Origin of the sequence: Tomitella cavernea, assembly GCF_016599145.1 — a bacterium.
In the GTDB taxonomy this organism is placed as follows: Bacteria; Actinomycetota; Actinomycetes; order Mycobacteriales; family Mycobacteriaceae; genus Tomitella; species Tomitella cavernae.
In genome coordinates, this window is the sequence record NZ_JAENKO010000003.1 from 50267 (window position 1) to 66356 (window position 16090).

General features: G+C 70.3%; 9 protein-coding genes. 5 read left to right on the forward strand and 4 right to left on the reverse strand.

From position 1 onward, the window contains the following. Positions 1 to 21: 21 nt before the first annotated feature. Entirely contained in the window at positions 22 to 501 is a 480-nt protein-coding gene (locus JJ683_RS02430) for a GtrA family protein (protein ID WP_307810638.1), read from the reverse strand. 91 nt (positions 502 to 592) lie between these two features. On the opposite strand from JJ683_RS02430, the gene dprE1 reads away from it, so the two are divergent. From dprE1 to JJ683_RS02450, 4 genes are all read left to right on the forward strand, one after another. After that, a complete protein-coding gene (gene dprE1, locus JJ683_RS02435; protein WP_200171075.1) occupies positions 593 to 2065 on the forward strand; it encodes a decaprenylphosphoryl-beta-D-ribose oxidase in 1473 nt (490 codons plus the stop codon). Beyond that, on the forward strand, positions 2062 to 2838 hold the full coding sequence (dprE2, locus tag JJ683_RS02440) for a decaprenylphospho-beta-D-erythro-pentofuranosid-2-ulose 2-reductase (protein WP_200171076.1): 777 nt from the start codon (positions 2062 to 2064) through the stop codon (positions 2836 to 2838). The genes dprE1 and dprE2 overlap by 4 nt, the downstream gene beginning before the upstream one ends. A gap of 112 nt (positions 2839 to 2950) precedes the next feature. After that, positions 2951 to 4933: an arabinofuranosyltransferase gene (locus JJ683_RS19565; RefSeq protein WP_372435223.1), complete on the forward strand. Its 1983-nt coding sequence runs from the start codon at positions 2951 to 2953 to the stop codon at positions 4931 to 4933. Positions 4934 to 5006: 73 nt separating this feature from the next. Continuing rightward, positions 5007 to 8288 (forward strand): arabinosyltransferase domain-containing protein, encoded by a 3282-nt coding sequence (locus JJ683_RS02450; RefSeq protein WP_307810639.1) that lies wholly within the window; start codon positions 5007 to 5009, stop codon positions 8286 to 8288. 66 nt (positions 8289 to 8354) lie between these two features. On the opposite strand, the gene JJ683_RS02455 is transcribed toward JJ683_RS02450, so the two are convergent. Then, the gene (locus JJ683_RS02455) at positions 8355 to 8861 is read right to left on the reverse strand and encodes a MarR family winged helix-turn-helix transcriptional regulator (protein ID WP_307810640.1); all 507 of its coding nucleotides are present in this window, start codon (positions 8859 to 8861) and stop codon (positions 8355 to 8357) included. A 150-nt stretch (positions 8862 to 9011) separates the two neighbouring features. On the opposite strand from JJ683_RS02455, the gene JJ683_RS02460 reads away from it, so the two are divergent. Continuing rightward, on the forward strand, positions 9012 to 9464 hold the full coding sequence (locus JJ683_RS02460) for a DoxX family protein (RefSeq protein WP_200171078.1): 453 nt from the start codon (positions 9012 to 9014) through the stop codon (positions 9462 to 9464). 99 nt (positions 9465 to 9563) lie between these two features. Here the strand turns inward: JJ683_RS02460 and JJ683_RS02465 are convergent, their stop codons facing one another. Continuing rightward, positions 9564 to 11108 carry an acyl-CoA carboxylase subunit beta gene (locus JJ683_RS02465; protein ID WP_200171079.1) on the reverse strand — a complete coding sequence of 515 codons (1545 nt, stop codon included), beginning with the start codon at positions 11106 to 11108 and terminating at the stop codon, positions 9564 to 9566. Positions 11109 to 11112: 4 nt separating this feature from the next. Further along, the gene (pks13, locus tag JJ683_RS02470) at positions 11113 to 16026 is read right to left on the reverse strand and encodes a polyketide synthase Pks13 (RefSeq protein ID WP_200171137.1); all 4914 of its coding nucleotides are present in this window, start codon (positions 16024 to 16026) and stop codon (positions 11113 to 11115) included. Positions 16027 to 16090 lie beyond the last annotated feature (64 nt).

Genomic DNA, 16090 nt, shown 5'->3' on the forward strand with positions numbered 1-16090 from the left:
CTGTCTTGACGTTGAAGGTCGTTATTTGATGTTGAAGATGACGACCCGCTGCACGACGAAGTTGATGACAGTGGCCGTGCCCTGGGCGACGCAGTATGCGATGAACGTGTAAAGGATGCCCTCCGGCAGCGCCGTGAACATCACGTCGAACAGGCCCACCTGCACGACGAAGGTGACCGCGTACAGCACCGCCACCGCTATGAACCGCGCCGTCGACGGCGGCGCCTGGAACGTCCAGCGTCTGTTTATCAGGTACGCGGTGGTGGTCCCGCAGATGAAGCCGACGGCTTTTGCGGGCGTGTGCCCCATGCCTAGCCGCATGAGAAGCACGGTGAGGCCGAAGTCGACTATCCCCGACAGTGCACCCGTGATGATGAACCGCACGATCTGGGTTTTCAGCCCCAGGTCGGTGGCGCCCACGTTGTCGGTGACGGGAATCTCCGCAGGCATCGGGTACTCGTGCGCATGCGGGTCCCGGGCGCTCGGATTGGTTTCGGACACGTGGGACAGGGTAGCCGCAGCGGCCCTGCCCGCCATGTGCGTCACCCCACGTGCCGCCGTCGCCACGTGACCACGCGGTAGCCTCTACCCGATGTCCACAACCGCTGACAGCAGCACCACCGGCGACGCGGAGGCGTCCGCGGAGGCCGCCCGTTCCCGCCGGCTTTCGACCACGCAGCGCACCCTCACCGGCTGGGGCCGCACGGCCGCCAGTACGGCGCAGGTCCTGAGCACGCCCGACGTCGACGTCATCGCGCGCGCCGTGGCCGAGGCCGCGGACCGGTCCTCCGACAAGCCGCCGCACTTGCGTCGCGGCATAATCGCCCGTGGCCTGGGCCGTTCCTACGGAGACCCGGCGCAGAACGCGGGCGGCCTGGTGGTGGACATGACCCCGCTCAGCCGCATCCACCGGATCGACAGCGACACCCGCCTGGTGGATGTGGACGCCGGCGTCTCGCTGGACCAGCTGATGAAGGCAGCGCTGCCGTTCGGCCTGTGGGTCCCGGTGCTGCCTGGCACGCGCCAAGTGACGGTGGGCGGCGCCATCGGCTCGGACATCCACGGCAAGAACCACCACAGCGCGGGCAGCTTCGGCGACCATGTCACGGCGATCGACCTGCTCACGGCGGACGGCCAGGTGCGCAGGCTCACGCCCCGCGGCGGCAAGAACGATCCCAAGGGCGCCCTGTTCTGGGCGACCGTCGGCGGCATGGGGCTCACCGGCATCATCCTGCGCGCCACGATCCGGATGACGCGCACGGAGACGGCGTATTTCATCGCCGACGGCGACCGCACCGAGACGCTCGACGAGACCATCGCCCTGCACAGCGACGGCAGCGAGAGCCAGTACGACTACTCGTCGGCATGGTTCGACGCGATCGCCGCCCCGCCCAAGCTGGGCCGCGCGGCGGTGTCCCGCGGATCGCTGGCCACGCTGGACCAGCTCCCGAAGAAGCTGCAGAAGGATCCGTTGAAGTTCGACGCCCCCACGCTGCTCACGCTGCCGGACGTATTCCCCGACGGGCTGGCCAACAAGTACACCTTCAGCGCCATCGGCGAGGTGTGGTTCCGCAAGGCCGGCACCTACCGCGGCAAAGTGCAGAATCTGACGCAGTTCTATCACCCCCTGGACCTGTTCGGCGAGTGGAATCGCGCCTACGGGCCCGCCGGGTTCCTGCAGTACCAGTTCGTGGTGCCCACCGAGGCGGTCGAGGAGTTCAAGCGGATCATCCGCGACATCCAGGCCTCCGGACACTACTCGTTCCTCAACGTGTTCAAGCTGTTCGGCGAGGGCAACAAGGCCCCGCTGAGTTTTCCCATGCCCGGCTGGAACATCTGCGTCGACTTCCGCATCAAGCCGGGACTGCACGAGTTCGTCACCGAACTCGACCGGAGGGTGCTCGAGTTCGGCGGCCGGCTGTACACCGCGAAGGATTCACGCACCTCCGCGGAGACCTTCCACGCTATGTACCCGCGGATCGACGAGTGGATCTCCGTGCGCCGCGAGGTGGATCCGACCGGGGTGTTCATGTCCGATATGGCCAGGAGGCTGGAGCTCAAGTGATCGACGCCGTAGGAAACCCCACATCCGTGCTGCTGCTGGGCGGCTGCTCTGAGATCGCGCTGGCGATCGCCTCCGAGTACCTGGCCAAGGCGCCGTTGCGGGTGGTGTTGGCCGACCGGCCCGAGGCCCCCCGTGCGGAGGCCGCCGAGGCGCTGCGCGCCGCGGGCGCCACCGACGTGCGGATCGTCGACTTCGAGGCGCTCGACACCGAGGCGCACCCGGCGATGATGGACGAGGCGTTCGCCGGCGGCGACATCGACGTCGCGGTGGTGGCCTTCGGCCTGCTCGGCGACGCCGAGGAACTGTGGCAGAGCCAGCCGAAGGCCGTGCGCATCGCGGGCGTCAACTACACGGCCGCCGTGTCGGTGGGCGTGCTGCTCGGCGAGCACATGAAGGCCCAGGGGCACGGCCGCATCATCGCCATGTCCTCGGTGGCCGGCGAGCGCGTGCGCCGTTCCAACTTCGTCTACGGCTCCACCAAGGCCGGGCTCGACGGGTTCTACCTGGGCCTGGGAGAGGCGCTCGCACCGGGCGGCGTGCACGTCACCGTCATCAGACCCGGCCAGGTGCGCACGCAGACCACCGTCGACTACTGGAAGTCCGCGGGCATCGACGAGGCCCCGCTCACCGTCGACAAAGAGGACGTGGCGAAGCTGGCCGTGTCCGCGTCCGCCAAGGGCAAGGAGATCGTCTGGGCGCCCGGCACGTTCCGCTACGTGATGATGGTGCTGCGGCACGTGCCGCGCAAGATCTTCCGGCGCCTCCCGGTGTGATGCCGTGACGGCGACCACCAGCGACGACCATCCGGCCGGCGCCACCGACAGCGGCGGCGCCGGTACTGCCGGTGCGCCCTCCGCGTCCCCGCCGCATCGCGGGGACGCTCCCGTGCGGGGCGCGCTCGGCTCGCTCGCGGGCGCGGGGATCGTCGCGGCCGCCGTCACCGGCGCCGGCCTCGTCGTCATCGACCGCACCAACCTGCCCGCGTTCACCACCTCCAACATGGCGCAGGCGCTCACCACGCTGCTCCAGGTGGCCGCCCTGCTGGTGGTCACTGCGGGCGTGCTGCTGCTGCGGCGCGACGTGCGCAGCCGCGGCGGCCGGCTGCTCTCCTGGGCCGGACTGTCCGCGTTCGCCACCGTGACGCTCGCGGTGCCGCTGTCCGCCACCCGCCTGTACCTGTTCGGCATCTCCGTCGACCAGGAGTTCCGCACGCAGTTCCTCACGCGTATGACGGCGACGGCCGGGCTGCACGACATGAACTACGCGGACCTGCCCTCCTACTACCCGGCCGGCTGGTTCTGGGTGGGCGGCCGGCTCGCCGACCTGCTCGACATGCCCGGCTGGGAGTTCTACAAGCCGTACGCCATCGGTTCGCTCGCGGTGGCGATCGTCGTGGCCGCCGCGCTGTGGTCCCGCCTCATCCGCGCCGACCTGGCCGTCATGATCGCCACGGCGCAGGCGGCGATCGTGCTGGCCTACGGCTCGCCGGAGGCCTACGGCGCCATCGTCGCCGTGCTCATCCCCCCGGTGATGGTCCTCGCCTGGTCGGGCCTGCGGGCGTCGCTGCGCCCGGGCGCCCGCCGCCGCACCGGATGGGCGGCGGTGATCGCCACCGGGGTGTTCCTCGGCGTCTCCGCCTGCATGTACACGCTGTACACGGCGTTCGCCGCCTTCGCGGTGGTGCTCATGGCGCTGGCGGCCGCGGTCGCCACGGCCTATCGGCACGCGCACGCGGCCGGCCGGGACGCGAGCACTGGAGGCCCCGGCACTGCTGCGATTCCTTTGTGGCGCCGCATGCTGGCCCCCGCTGCCCTGCGCACTTCAGTGTCGCCGCTGGTGCGGCTCGCCGCGGCCGGGGTCGTCGCGGGGCTCATCGCCCTGATCGTGTGGGCCCCCTACCTGGTGCGGATGCTCGACCACCCCACAGTCGACTCGACCGCCATGCACTACCTTCCCGAGTCCGGCGCGCTGCTCCCGCTGCCGATGTTCAACGTGAGCCTGCTGGGCGCGCTGACGCTGCTGGGCCTGCTGTGGACCGTCCTGAAGTTCCGCTCTTCAGTGCGGGCCCAGGCGCTGGGCATCGCGGTCGCGGCGATCTACCTGTGGACGCTGCTGTCGATGGCGTGGACGGTTCTCGGCTCGACGCTGCTCAGTTTCCGCCTCGAGCCTGTGCTGCTGCTGCTGCTCGGCGCAGCGGGCGTGTTCGCCGTCGTCGACATCGCCCGTTGGACCGTCGCCCGGGCCCGCCTGTACCAGCCGGCCGCCGTCGCCGCGGTGCGCGCGCGCCGCACCCGCACCGTGATCACCGTGCTCGGCATCGTCGCGGCCATCATGTTCGCCCAGAACATCCCGCACGTGCTGCAGACAGAGATCTCCGTCGCGTACTCCGACACCGACGGCTACGGCGAACGCGCCGACCGGTACCCGCCGGGCGCCGCCGCCTACTTCGACGAGGTCGACGCCGCGATCATGGACCGGGTCGACACACCACGCGACGACACCGTCGTGCTCACCACCGATTTCCCGTTCCTCAGCTACTACCCGTACCTGGGGTTCCAGGCGATCACGTCGCACTATGCCAACCCGCTGGGCGACTTCGCCGCGCGCACCGACGCGATCAAGCAGTGGTCCCGGGCGGACAGTTCCGCGGAGCTCATCAGCGAACTCGACTCCGTCCCGTGGCGGCCGCCACAGGCGTTCATCATGCGCAGCTCCGCCGACGGCTACACCCTCCGCCTGTCCGCGGACGTCTACCCCAACGACCCCAACGTCAAGGTTTTCACCGTGACGTTCCCCCGCGCACTCTTCGACAGCCCGGAGTTCACTACGACGGAGATCGGACCGTTCACCGTCATCGTGAGGAAATGACCGTTCAACCCCCTGAGCCGGCCCGCACCACCGCGGGGTCCGCGCCGTTTCAGGCCGACTAGGATGCCAGGACGTGCCCACTGCCGTGACCGATAATGACAAGCCGCCCAGCGACGATCCGCGCGCCGACGCGCGCCGACGACTGCGCATCGCCAGGCTCCTCGCAGCGGTCACGGGGCTCGCGGGCTTCGTGCTCGCCCTGCTCATCCCGCTGCTGCCGGTCACGCAGACGACGGTGCACCTGAACTGGCCGCAGAATTCCTCGCTGAACCCGGTGAGCGCGCCCGCCGTCGGCTACCAGCCCATCACGCTCGACGCGACGATCCCATGCACCGCGATCGCCGACCTCGCCGAACGCGACGGCACCGCGGTGGCGCTGTCCACCGCACCCGCTTCGGCGGGCGAGGACGCGCACGCGCGCGGACTGTTCGTCACGGTCGACGACGGCTCGGTGCAGGTCCGCACCCGCAACCACCTGGTCGTCCAGGCGCCGGTCGACGCCGTCGCAGCGCCGGGGGCCTGCTCCGAGCTGCACATCGACTCGAACCCCGAGCGCACCGTGGGGACATTCACCGGGCTGACGAACGCGGACGGGGCGCCGGTCAGCGGCACGGTGTCCGGCGACGTGCGCCCGCAGATCGTCGGCGTGTACACCGACATGACCGGCGCGGTGCCCCAGGGCCTGCACTTCGACGCCGAGATCGACAGCCGCTACTCCACCACGCCTACCCTGCTCAAGGGCCTCGCGATGATCTTCGCCGTGGCGCTGACGATCTCGTCGCTGGTGGCGTTGAGCCGCTTCGACGCCGTGGACGGCCGCAAGCACCGGCGGTTCCTGCCGTCGCGTTGGTGGCGCTTCGACCTCAAGGACCTGCTCGTCATCGGCGTGCTCGTGATCTGGCACTTCATCGGCGCCAACACCGCCGACGACGGCTACATCATGACGATGGCGCGGGCCGCAGAGCACTCCGGCTACATGTCGAACTACTACCGGTGGTTCGCCGCCCCGGAAGCCCCGTTCGGCATGTCGTACTACATGTTCACGGCGCTCTCGCACATCTCCACGGCCAGCCCGCTGCTGCGCCTGCCAGCGCTCATCGCCGGGATCCTGTGCTGGATGGTCATCAGCCGGGAGGTGATCCCACGCCTGGGACGGCTTGCGCGGCGGCGCAGCCTCGTCACGTGGACGGCGGGCCTGGTGTTCCTGGCGTTCTGGATGCCGTTCAACAACGGCCTGCGCCCCGAGCCCTACATCGCGCTCGGTGCGCTGCTCACCTGGTGCTCGGTGGAGCGCGCGATCGCCACCCGCCGCGTGCTGCCCATCGCGGCCGCGCTGCTCATCGCCGCGTTCACGCTGTCCGTCGGTCCGACGGGCACCATCTGCATCGCCGCGCTCATCGCCGGCTCGCGCCCGATGCTGCAGATCATCATCAGACGCGCCAAACAGGTGGGCTGGCTGGCTACGCTGGGGCCGCTGCTGGCCTCGGGCACCGTGGTGCTGGTCCTCGTCTTCGGCGACACCACCATCAAGTCCGTGCTGCAGGCGACGAACATGAAGACCGACCTCGGCCCGTCCGAGGAGTGGTACATGGAGTACCTGCGGTACGAGGCGCTGATGACGTTCTCGCCGGACGGCTCCGTCGCCCGTCGGTTCGCCGTGTTCTCGATGCTGCTGTGCCTGATCGTCTGCGCGGCGATGCTCTACCGCAAGCGCGCCATCCCCGGGGTGTCGCTGGGGCCGAGCCGCCGCATCGTCGGCATCACCGCGATGTCGTTGGCCCTGATGATGTTCAACCCCACCAAGTGGAGCCACCACTTCGGCGTGTACGCGGGCCTGGCGGGGGCGCTGGCGGCGCTGACGACGTTGGCCATCCTCTCGTCGGCACTGCGATCCGGGCGCAACCGCGCGCTGTTCGTGGCCGCGCTGATGTTCGTGATGGCGATCAGCTTCGAATCGTCGAACAGCTGGTGGTACGTCTCCAACTACGGCATCCCGTGGGGCGGCGAGAAGCCTCAGCTGGCCGGGATCGCCTTCGCCCAGGTCTTCATCGCGCTCACCGTGATCTCACTGCTGGTGGCGCTGTACCTGCACTACCGCGAGCCGTACATACTCGCCGCACGAGAACGGGGCGAAAAGCCCCGGACACGCCGGCTGCTGCGCGGCAGGCTCGACGGGCTCCTCGCCGCGCCGCTGACGGTGACGGCCGCGTTCATGGTGCTCCTCGAGACGCTGTCGATGGCCGCCGGGATGGCCATCCAATACCCCGCGTACACCGTCGGCAAAGGCAACCTGCGCGCGCTTACAGGCAACCCCTGCGCGCAGGGCGACCAGATCCTGGTCGAGCCGGACGCCAACGCCGGCATGCTCACGCCCATCGGCGCCGCACCGGCCGTCGCGCTCGGCGGATTCCTCAACGAGAATTTCGGGCCCAACGGCATCCCCACCGACCTCACCTCGGACAAGGAGTACGTGCAGCCGGGGGTGGTCGGCACCGGTGAGCAGTCCAACACCAAGTCCAACAGCGCCGGCACCGGCGGCGGCCTCATCGACGAGCCTGGCATCAACGGCTCGCTGGCGCGGCTGCCCTTCGGCCTCGACCCGGACACGACGCCGGTCATCGGCAGCTTCCACACCGCCGACCAGCCCATCTCGCACGCGGTGTCGTCCTGGTACCGGCTGCCTCCGCGGGCCGACGACCAGTTGCTGGTGATCTCCGCCGCCGGGCGCATCAACCCCGCGAACTTCCAGGTGCTCTTCGGCACCACGAATCCGGAAGGCGCCGTCACCGCCGTCGGTTCGCCCATCGCGATGATGGACACCGGCCCGGATCCGTCGTGGCGCAACCTCCGGCTGCCCATGGAACGCGCACCCCGGGGGGCCGACGCGGTGCAGATCCTCGCGTACGACTCCAACCCGGCGCTCAACGAGTGGCTGGCGTTCACGCCGCCGCGCATAGCGCAGCTCGAGACGATGCAGAGCTACATCGGATCGACCACCCCCGTGCTGCTGGACTGGGCGGTGGCGCTGGCCTTCCCGTGCCTGCGGCCGTTCAAGCACCTCAACGGTATCGCGGAAATCCCGAAGTTCCGCGTACTGCCGGACAGGGGCCTCGCCGTGAGCTCCACCAACACTTGGCAGGACGCCTACGGCGGTGGCCCGCTCGGCTGGACCGAGCTGCTGCTCACCGCGGAGACGGTGCCCGCGTACCAGGACAACGACTGGGGCCGAGACTGGGGCTCGCTCGAGAAGTTCTCGCTGCGGGTGCCGGACAGCACCGTCGCGGAGCTGGACCTGGGCACCGCGACCCGCTCCGGGCTCTGGTCGCCGGGACCGATCCGGCACGGCTGGGGCTGAGCCGGCCCCCGCGTGCACCGCCCCGCGCCCTGGGAACGGGGTGCGGGGCGGTGCACGTCGGGCCCGTCAGACGATGCGTTCGACAGTGTCGTTGAGCCGCCGGCCGATCCGGATCAGCTCACCGAGCTGCGTGCGGGTGAGCTTGTCCACCACCAGACGGCGCACGTTCTCCACGTACCCCGGCGCCGCCTGCACCACCACGTCGTGACCTGCGTCGGTGAGGCGCGCGAAGGTGACGCGCCGGTCCTCGGGACACGGATGGCGCTCCACCCACCCTCGGTCCTGCAGACGCTTGACCACGTGGGAAAGTCGCGACAGCGAACCCCCCGCCAGCGTCGCGAGAGTGCTCATGCGCAGGCTCCGGTCCTGCGCCTCCGAGAGCCGGGAGAGCACCTCGTACTCGAAGTGCGTGAGGTGCGAATCACGCAGGAGCTGTGCATCCAGCTCACCGGGCAGGTGCATCATCAGCATGGCCACCTGGACCCACGCCTCTAGCTCCTCGGGGTCGAGCCAGCGTGGCTCTCCAGTCCCCGACCGGGCCGTCCCCGCGTCCTGCCGCTCCGTGTGCTCCACGGGCCCAGGCTACGTCGCATCACTTGACGCTTCAAGTTTCAAGCCCTACGCTCACCCTAGTTAGATGAAGCATCAACCAATTCACGGCGTGCCACCGCGGAGTCGTCGGCTCCACCCCCGCCGGACCGAAACGTGAGGGGATCCACCTCCATGAACCGACCCACCGGCTCCATCCGATCGATCGGCCTGTTGCTCGCCCGCGTGGGCATCGGCGCAGTCTTCCTCGCCCACGGGCTGCAGAAGCTCAACACCTGGGGGCACGCGGGCACCGCCGCGGCTTTCGACACCATGGGGGCGCCCCTGCCGGACGTGTCGGCATACCTGGCCACGTGGGTGGAGATCCTCGGCGGCGCGGCGCTCATCGCGGGGCTGCTCGTGCCGCTTGCCGGCATCCTGCTCGCCGTCGACATGATCGGCGCCATCCTCGTCGCACACATCGGCAACGGAATCTGGGTGGGCGACGGCGGATTCGAACTCGCGCTCGCCCTGGGCGCGGGCGCGCTGGGGCTCGCGGTGGCCGGGCCCGGACGCATCAGCGTCGACGCGCTGCTGTTCTCGCGGGCGCGCGGACGGCTAGGCCGCGTCCTCGCCCCGGCCGTTTAGCGGCTGAGGACGCGCGCCGCAAAGGCGAATCGTGCCGTTCCGGACTACCGGAACGGCACGAATCGCCTGTCGAGTGTGTGGCAGGCCCGCCGTCTCCGCTTACACCGGCATGAGCTTGTGCTTGCGCTGCGGCTCGAGCACGTGCTTGTCACGCAGCAGCCGGAAGGCCTTGCGCAGCTCCAGCCGGGTGGACGAAGGTTCGATGACCCCGTCGATGTACCCGCGCTCGGCTGCCACATACGGGGTGGCGATGAACTCGTTGTACATCTTGATCAGCTGCGCCTTGAGCTCCTCGCCCTTGTCGCCGGCCGCCTCGATCTCGCGCTTGCGCAGCAGCGTCACCGCGCCTTCAGCCCCCATCACCGCGATGCGGGCGGTGGGCCAGGCGAAGTTGAGGTCGGCGCCGAGCTGCTTGCAGCCCATCACCGCGTAGCCGCCGCCGTACGCCTTGCGGATGACCACCGTCACCTTCGGCACCGTCGCCTCGACGAAGGAGAACAGGAACCGACCGCCGCGGCGGATGACGCCGATCCGCTCCTGCTCTGCGCCGGGCAGGAAGCCGGGAGTGTCGACGAGGAACACCAGCGGGATCGAGTACACGTCGCACAGCCGCACGAACCGGGTGGCCTTGTCCGCGGCCTCGGCGTCGAGGGCCCCGGACAGGAACATCGGCTGGTTGGCCACCACGCCCACCGGGGAGCCGTCGATGCGGGCGAACCCGGTGATGACGTTGTTCGCCGTCTGGGCCGCCATTTCGTGGAAGGCGCCGTCGTCGAAGATGCGCACGATGATGTCGTGCATGTCGTAGCCGGAGTTGTCGGCGTCCGGGATGATCGCGTCGAGCTCGAGGTCGCTGTCGGTGACCTCCGGCTCCAGCCCCGGGTTGACCACGGGCGGCTGCTCGAAGGCGTTGGACGGCATGTAGCTGAGGTACTCGCGCACCCACGCGAACGCCTCGGCCTCATCCTTGGCCACGTGGTGCACGTTGCCGTTCTTGAGCTGCTGGTAGGCCCCGCCGAGTTCCTCGAGGGTGATGTCCTCGCCTGTGACCGAGCGGATGACTTCGGGGCCGGTGACGAACATGTGCGACTCGGCCGTGGCCACCACGACGTCGGTGTTGATGGGCGAGTACACCGCGCCGCCGGCGCAGTTCCCCAGCATGATCGAGATCTGCGGCACCACGCCCACCAGCTGCGCGTGCCGCGGGCCCATCTCGGCGTACCATGCCAGCGAGGTGACGGCGTCCTGCACGCGCGCGCCGCCCGAGTCGTTGATGCCGATCATGGGGCAGCCCACCTTGGCGGCGTGCTCCATGGTGGCCACCACCTTGCGGCCGAACGCCTCGCCGATGCTGCCGCCGAAGACGGTCTGGTCGTGCGAGAAGACCGCGACGGGCCGCCCCTCCACGGTGCCGTGCCCGGTGACGACGCCGTCGCCGAAGGGGTTGTCGGCGTTGCCGGGCGATTTCGCGAGCGCCCCGATCTCCTGGAAGGACCCGGGGTCCAGCAGCGATTCAATGCGCTGGCGCGCGCTGGGCCGGCCCGCCGCCCGGCGACGCTCGATGGCGCGAGGGCTGCCGGGCTCACGCGCCTTGTCGAGCTTCTCCCGCAGCTCGGCCAGCTTGTCCGCCGTCGTGGTCACCACTCGTTCACTCCTTCTGGCCGTCCGCCGCGCCGCGGCGCGACTCGATCTCGCGCAGGCGCCGCCCCATGTGGGCGCCGACCTTCGCAATGTAGGGCTCGTCGACGATGGCGAGATGGTCGCCCCCGACCTGCACGACCTCGAGGTCCGGCAGCACCCCGCCCCAGCCGCCGTCCGCGGCGCGAGTCGCGTACGCGGGTTCGAGTTCGATGGCGCCCTCGTGGTAGCTGTCCGCCATGTAGAGCACGGCGGGACCGTCGTATTCGGTGAGGTTCGCCGCCGCCCGGGCCAGCGCGCGGTTCTCCAGGAAGGAGGTGCGCTGGTGCTCGATGACGCCGCCGGGGATCGGCAGTTCCACGCCCGAGAGCATGTCCATGAGGATCTTCACCGCGCCCTCGTCGTCGGTCTTCGCCAGCTCGTCCACCGGCAACGGGACCTCCACGCCGTAGGTCTTCTCCGCGAAGGCGATGTAGCGGTTCCAGCGGGCGCGGCGTTCGTCCTCGGTGTCGGGGATCGGCTCGCCGGGCATGACCACGTCGATGAGCCCCACCAGCGCCACCTCCTCACCGGCGTCGCGCAACAGCTTGGCCACCGCGTAGGCGAGCACCCCGCCGAGCGACCAGCCCGCCAGCACGTACGGTCCATGCGGCTGGATCTCCCGCAGCGGCGCCAGATACTGCTCGGCACGCTCGGCGATCTCGCCCTCGACGCGTTCGAACCCGTACATCGGCGTGCCCTCGGGCAGCCTGCGCAGCAGCGGTTCGTAGACCACCGTGGAGCCGCCTGCCGGGTGGAAGACGAACACCGGGGTGGCGTCGCCGCCCTCGGGCCGGGCGCGCAGCGTGCGCACCAGACCCACATCGTCGCCCTCGAGGTGCTCGCGGACCGGGCCGGACAGCTCCTCGACGGTGCCGGCAGAGCGGATCTGTTCCGCGGTGATCTCCCCGCCCGCGCGCTCGGTGAGCCGCGCTGCCAGGGCGTCCGCCGTGGCGTCGTCCAGCGTCTCAAGCGGCGTGAAGATGCCCTTCGCCGAACGTCCGACGACCAGGGCCCAGGTGCCGAAGGTCAGCCGCTCGGCCGCGTCCCGTGGTGGCACGTCCTGGGCCCTGTCGGCGGCGGGCGCCGCGGCGGCAGGGGCAGCCGCAGCTTCTGCCCTCTCCGTCGCCGGCTCTGACTCCGCCGCTGCGTCTGCCTCTGATTCCGACGCTGCGTCAGTTTCACGCCGCTGCTGCTCGGCCAGCGCGGCCACCTCCTCGCGGTTGTCCACCGCGTACCGCAGGTAACCGGCCACCTCCTGCAGGTTGGCGTCGCGCACCGCCTGCAGCTGCAGCTGGGGGATGTCGAACTCGTATTCCACGCGGTTCTTGATGCGCACGGCCATCAGCGAATCGAGGCCCAGCTCGATGAGCGGGATCTCCCGCGGCAGGTCCTCGGCCGCGAACCCCATGGACTCGGCGACGATCTGGGTCAGCCTGTCGTCGAGGCTCACCGGACCGTCCGGATCCCACCGCTCGGGGGCGGACTCCGCATCGGCGAACTCGTCGTCCGCCGCGCCCTCGTCCATCGCCGCCACTGCCGCCGGCGGGGCGAGGACAGCCCGCTCGGGCAGGGGCGCCGGAGATGTGACCACCGCCTCGGTGAGCAGACGGAACGCCCCGTCGGCACCGCGCGCGTGCACTTGCACGGACGCGCCGCCCAGGTGCGGGGTCAGCGTGGTGGTCAGGGTGTCCGCGCCGTCCGCGTCGCCGTGGTGCTGCACCGCCCCCAGCGCCGGCTCCGACAGCAGTTGCCCTGCTGCGGCCACCACCAGTCGGTTGGCGTCCGGTACCGCCGAAGCTGCGATCTCCCAGGCATGGCGGCCGTCCGGCAGCGCCACGTGCGTCCCGGGGATGCGCCCGACTCCCCCTCCGCCCACGCGCACGTCCACCCAGTGCGGCTTGCGCAGCCACGGCGTCCGCGGCGGATCCGCATACGGCCCGGGCGCGAACAGCGTCGTCAGATCCACCTTGTGGCCGTGCACGTACAACGACGCCAACGCCCGCAACACGTTCAGCGGTTCGTCCTCCTTGCGCTTGAGCGTCTGGATCAGCTGCGGCTCGGTCACGCCGGCGTCGAAGGAGGTCATGGCGATGGACATGAGCGTCACCGGGTTGGGCGCGAATTCGACGAACGTCGTGTGCCCCGCGGCCAGGGCGTTCTTGGCGCCCTGGTCGAAATACACGCTGTGCCGCATGTTCTTCGACCAGTGGGCCTCGTCGTGCAGCCCGTCGGTGCCGGCGGGGAACCGCTGACCCTCATGCACCGAGGAGAACAGGGCCGTCGTCAGCGGGAACGTCTCCAGCCCGGCCAGCTCGGCCACCAGCTCGCCGAGGATCGGGTCCACCTGCGAGGTGTGGCTGGCCGCGTTGGTCTTGAGCACGTGGTGGAACTTGCCCAGCTCCTCGCACCGGGCCACCATCGCCTGCACCTGCGGCTCGGGCCCGCCGATCACCGTCTGGTTGGGGGCCGCGTAGACGCACACCTCCAGGTCGGGGAACTCGCTGAGCGCGTCATGGATCTCGCCCGCGCTGTACTCGACGATCGCCATCTTGCGGATGTCGTCGCCGGTGACGGTCTTCTCGCCCTCGTCCATGAGCCGTGAGCGCACGCAGATCACTCGTGTGGCGTCCTCGAGGGACAGCCCGCCGGAAACGTAGGCGGCGGACGCCTCCCCCATTGAATGCCCCAGCACGCCGGCCGGCTCGGCGCCGTGGTGGCGCAGCAGGATCGACAGCGCCACCTGGATGGCGTAGATCCCCACCTGCGAGGTCTCGATGCCGTAGTCCTGGGCGTCGTCCATGATCATCTCGCCGACTCGGAAGCCGGACTCGGCGTCGATGTACTCGTCGATCTCATCGATGGCGGCGCGGAACACCGCGTTGGCCTGATAGAGCTGTTTGGCCATCTTGCGGTGCTGGGATCCGTATCCGGAGTACACCCAGATGGGGCCCTCCGCAGCGGGCGCGTCCGCGACCAGCACGTTGGGCGCGGGCTTGCCGGTAGCCACGGCCCGCAGCCCGGCAATGGCCTCGGAGCGGGTGGCGGCGAGCACCACGGCGCGGGAGCGGCCGTGGTTGCGTCGCGAGAGTGTGCGACCGACGTTCACCAACGGAGTACGGCTGCCCTCGGCGGTTTCGAGCCAGTTGGCCAGCTCGGCAGCAGCGCGGCGGCGACGCGACGGCATCGGTCCGGACACCGCCAGCAGGACGGCCTCCGCCGCCTCGTCCTGTGCGGGCTCCTGCGGCGCCTCGACGCCCGCGACCTGTCCGGCCGCCTCTTCATCCGGCTCGTCGGCCGGCACGTGCTCGCGGAGCACCACGTGCGCGTTGGTGCCGCCGAATCCGAAACCCGACACGCCCGCCACCGCCGTGCCGCCGTACCGGGGCCACGGGGTGTTCTGCGTGACCATCCGCAGGTGTGCGGACTCGAAGTCGATGTGCGGGTTGGAGGCGCGGAAATGCAGCGACGCCGGAATGGTGCCGTGCGACATGCCCAGTGCCACTTTGATCAGCCCCGCCGCGCCGGCGGCCGCCTCGAGGTGCCCGAAATTGGTCTTGGCGGAGCCGAGCAGCGCCGGCGCATCGGCCGCGCGGCCCGCGCCCACGACCCGCCCCAGCGCCCCGGCCTCGATGGGGTCGCCCAGCACCGTGCCGGTGCCGTGCGCCTCGATGTAGTCCACCCGGCTCGGGACGATGCCCGCGTCCCGGTACGCCTGGCGCAGCACGTCCACCTGTGCCTCCGGGTTGGGTGCGGTGAGACCGTTGGACCGGCCGTCCTGGTTGACGGCGCTACCCGCGATCACCGCAAGGATGCTGTCGCCGTCCCGCTCGGCGTCCGCGACGCGCTTGAGAACCAGCATGCCGCCGCCCTCGGACCGGATCATGCCGTCGGCGTCGTCGGAGAACGCCTTGATGCGGCCGTCGGGGGCCATGACGCCGAGCTCGGAGAAGCCGAGGCTGGCCGGCGGGGCCACGAGCATGTTGGTGCCGCCGGCGACGGCCAGCTCCGCTTCGCCCGACCGCAGTGCGCGCACCGCCTGGTGCACGGCCACGAGCGACGACGAGCACGCGGTATCCAGCGCCACCGAGGGGCCCCGGAAGTCGAAGAAATAGGAGATGCGGTTGGCGACGATCGCCGTGGAGTTTCCGGTGATCCCGTACGGGTGCGACACGGCGGGGTCGGCGGCCTCCAACAGCGCATAGTCGTTCGCCGAGGTGCCGACGAACACTCCGACGCGCGCGCCCCGCAGCTCGTTGGCCGGCAGGTGCGCGTGCTCCAGCGCCTCCCAGGTGAGCTCCATCGCCAGGCGCTGCTGCGGGTCCACGTGCTCAACCTCGCGCGGCGACATCGAGAAGAACTCCGCGTCGAACCCCTTGACGTCGTCCAGGTATCCGCCGCGGGTGTTCGCAGCGTCGATGGCGGCGGCCACCGCGGGGTCCGAGCGATACTCCTCCCAACGGCCGTCGGGCAGGTCGCCGATGCCGTCGCGGCCCGCGGCCAGCATCTCCCACATCTCGCCCGGAGTGGTGCCGGCGCCGGGGAACCGAGTCGCCACGCCCACGATCGCAATGTCGTGGGCATCGGCCCCGCCGATGCCGCCGCCCTGCAGGAAGTACGCGTCGTCCAGCGGCAGCGGCTCGTCTGCCGCCGGGCCGTCGACGATCCGCTGCGCCAGGGAGGCGATGGTGGGGTGCTGGTAGACGATGGTGGCGTCGAGAACGGTGCCCACGCGGTCCTCGATCTCACCGCTGAGCGTCACCGCGTCGCGGGACGACAGGCCGAACTCCTCCATCGGGCGGTGCTCGTCCACCTCGGCCCGTGCCAGGCCTGTGGCCTCCACGACCCAGTCGACCAGCCAGGCCCGCAGTGCGCCCACCGTCATCGGCGCGGCACTGTCACCCCCCGCGCCCTGCACTGTCCCTGCGGTGTTGTCCGACCGGCTATCC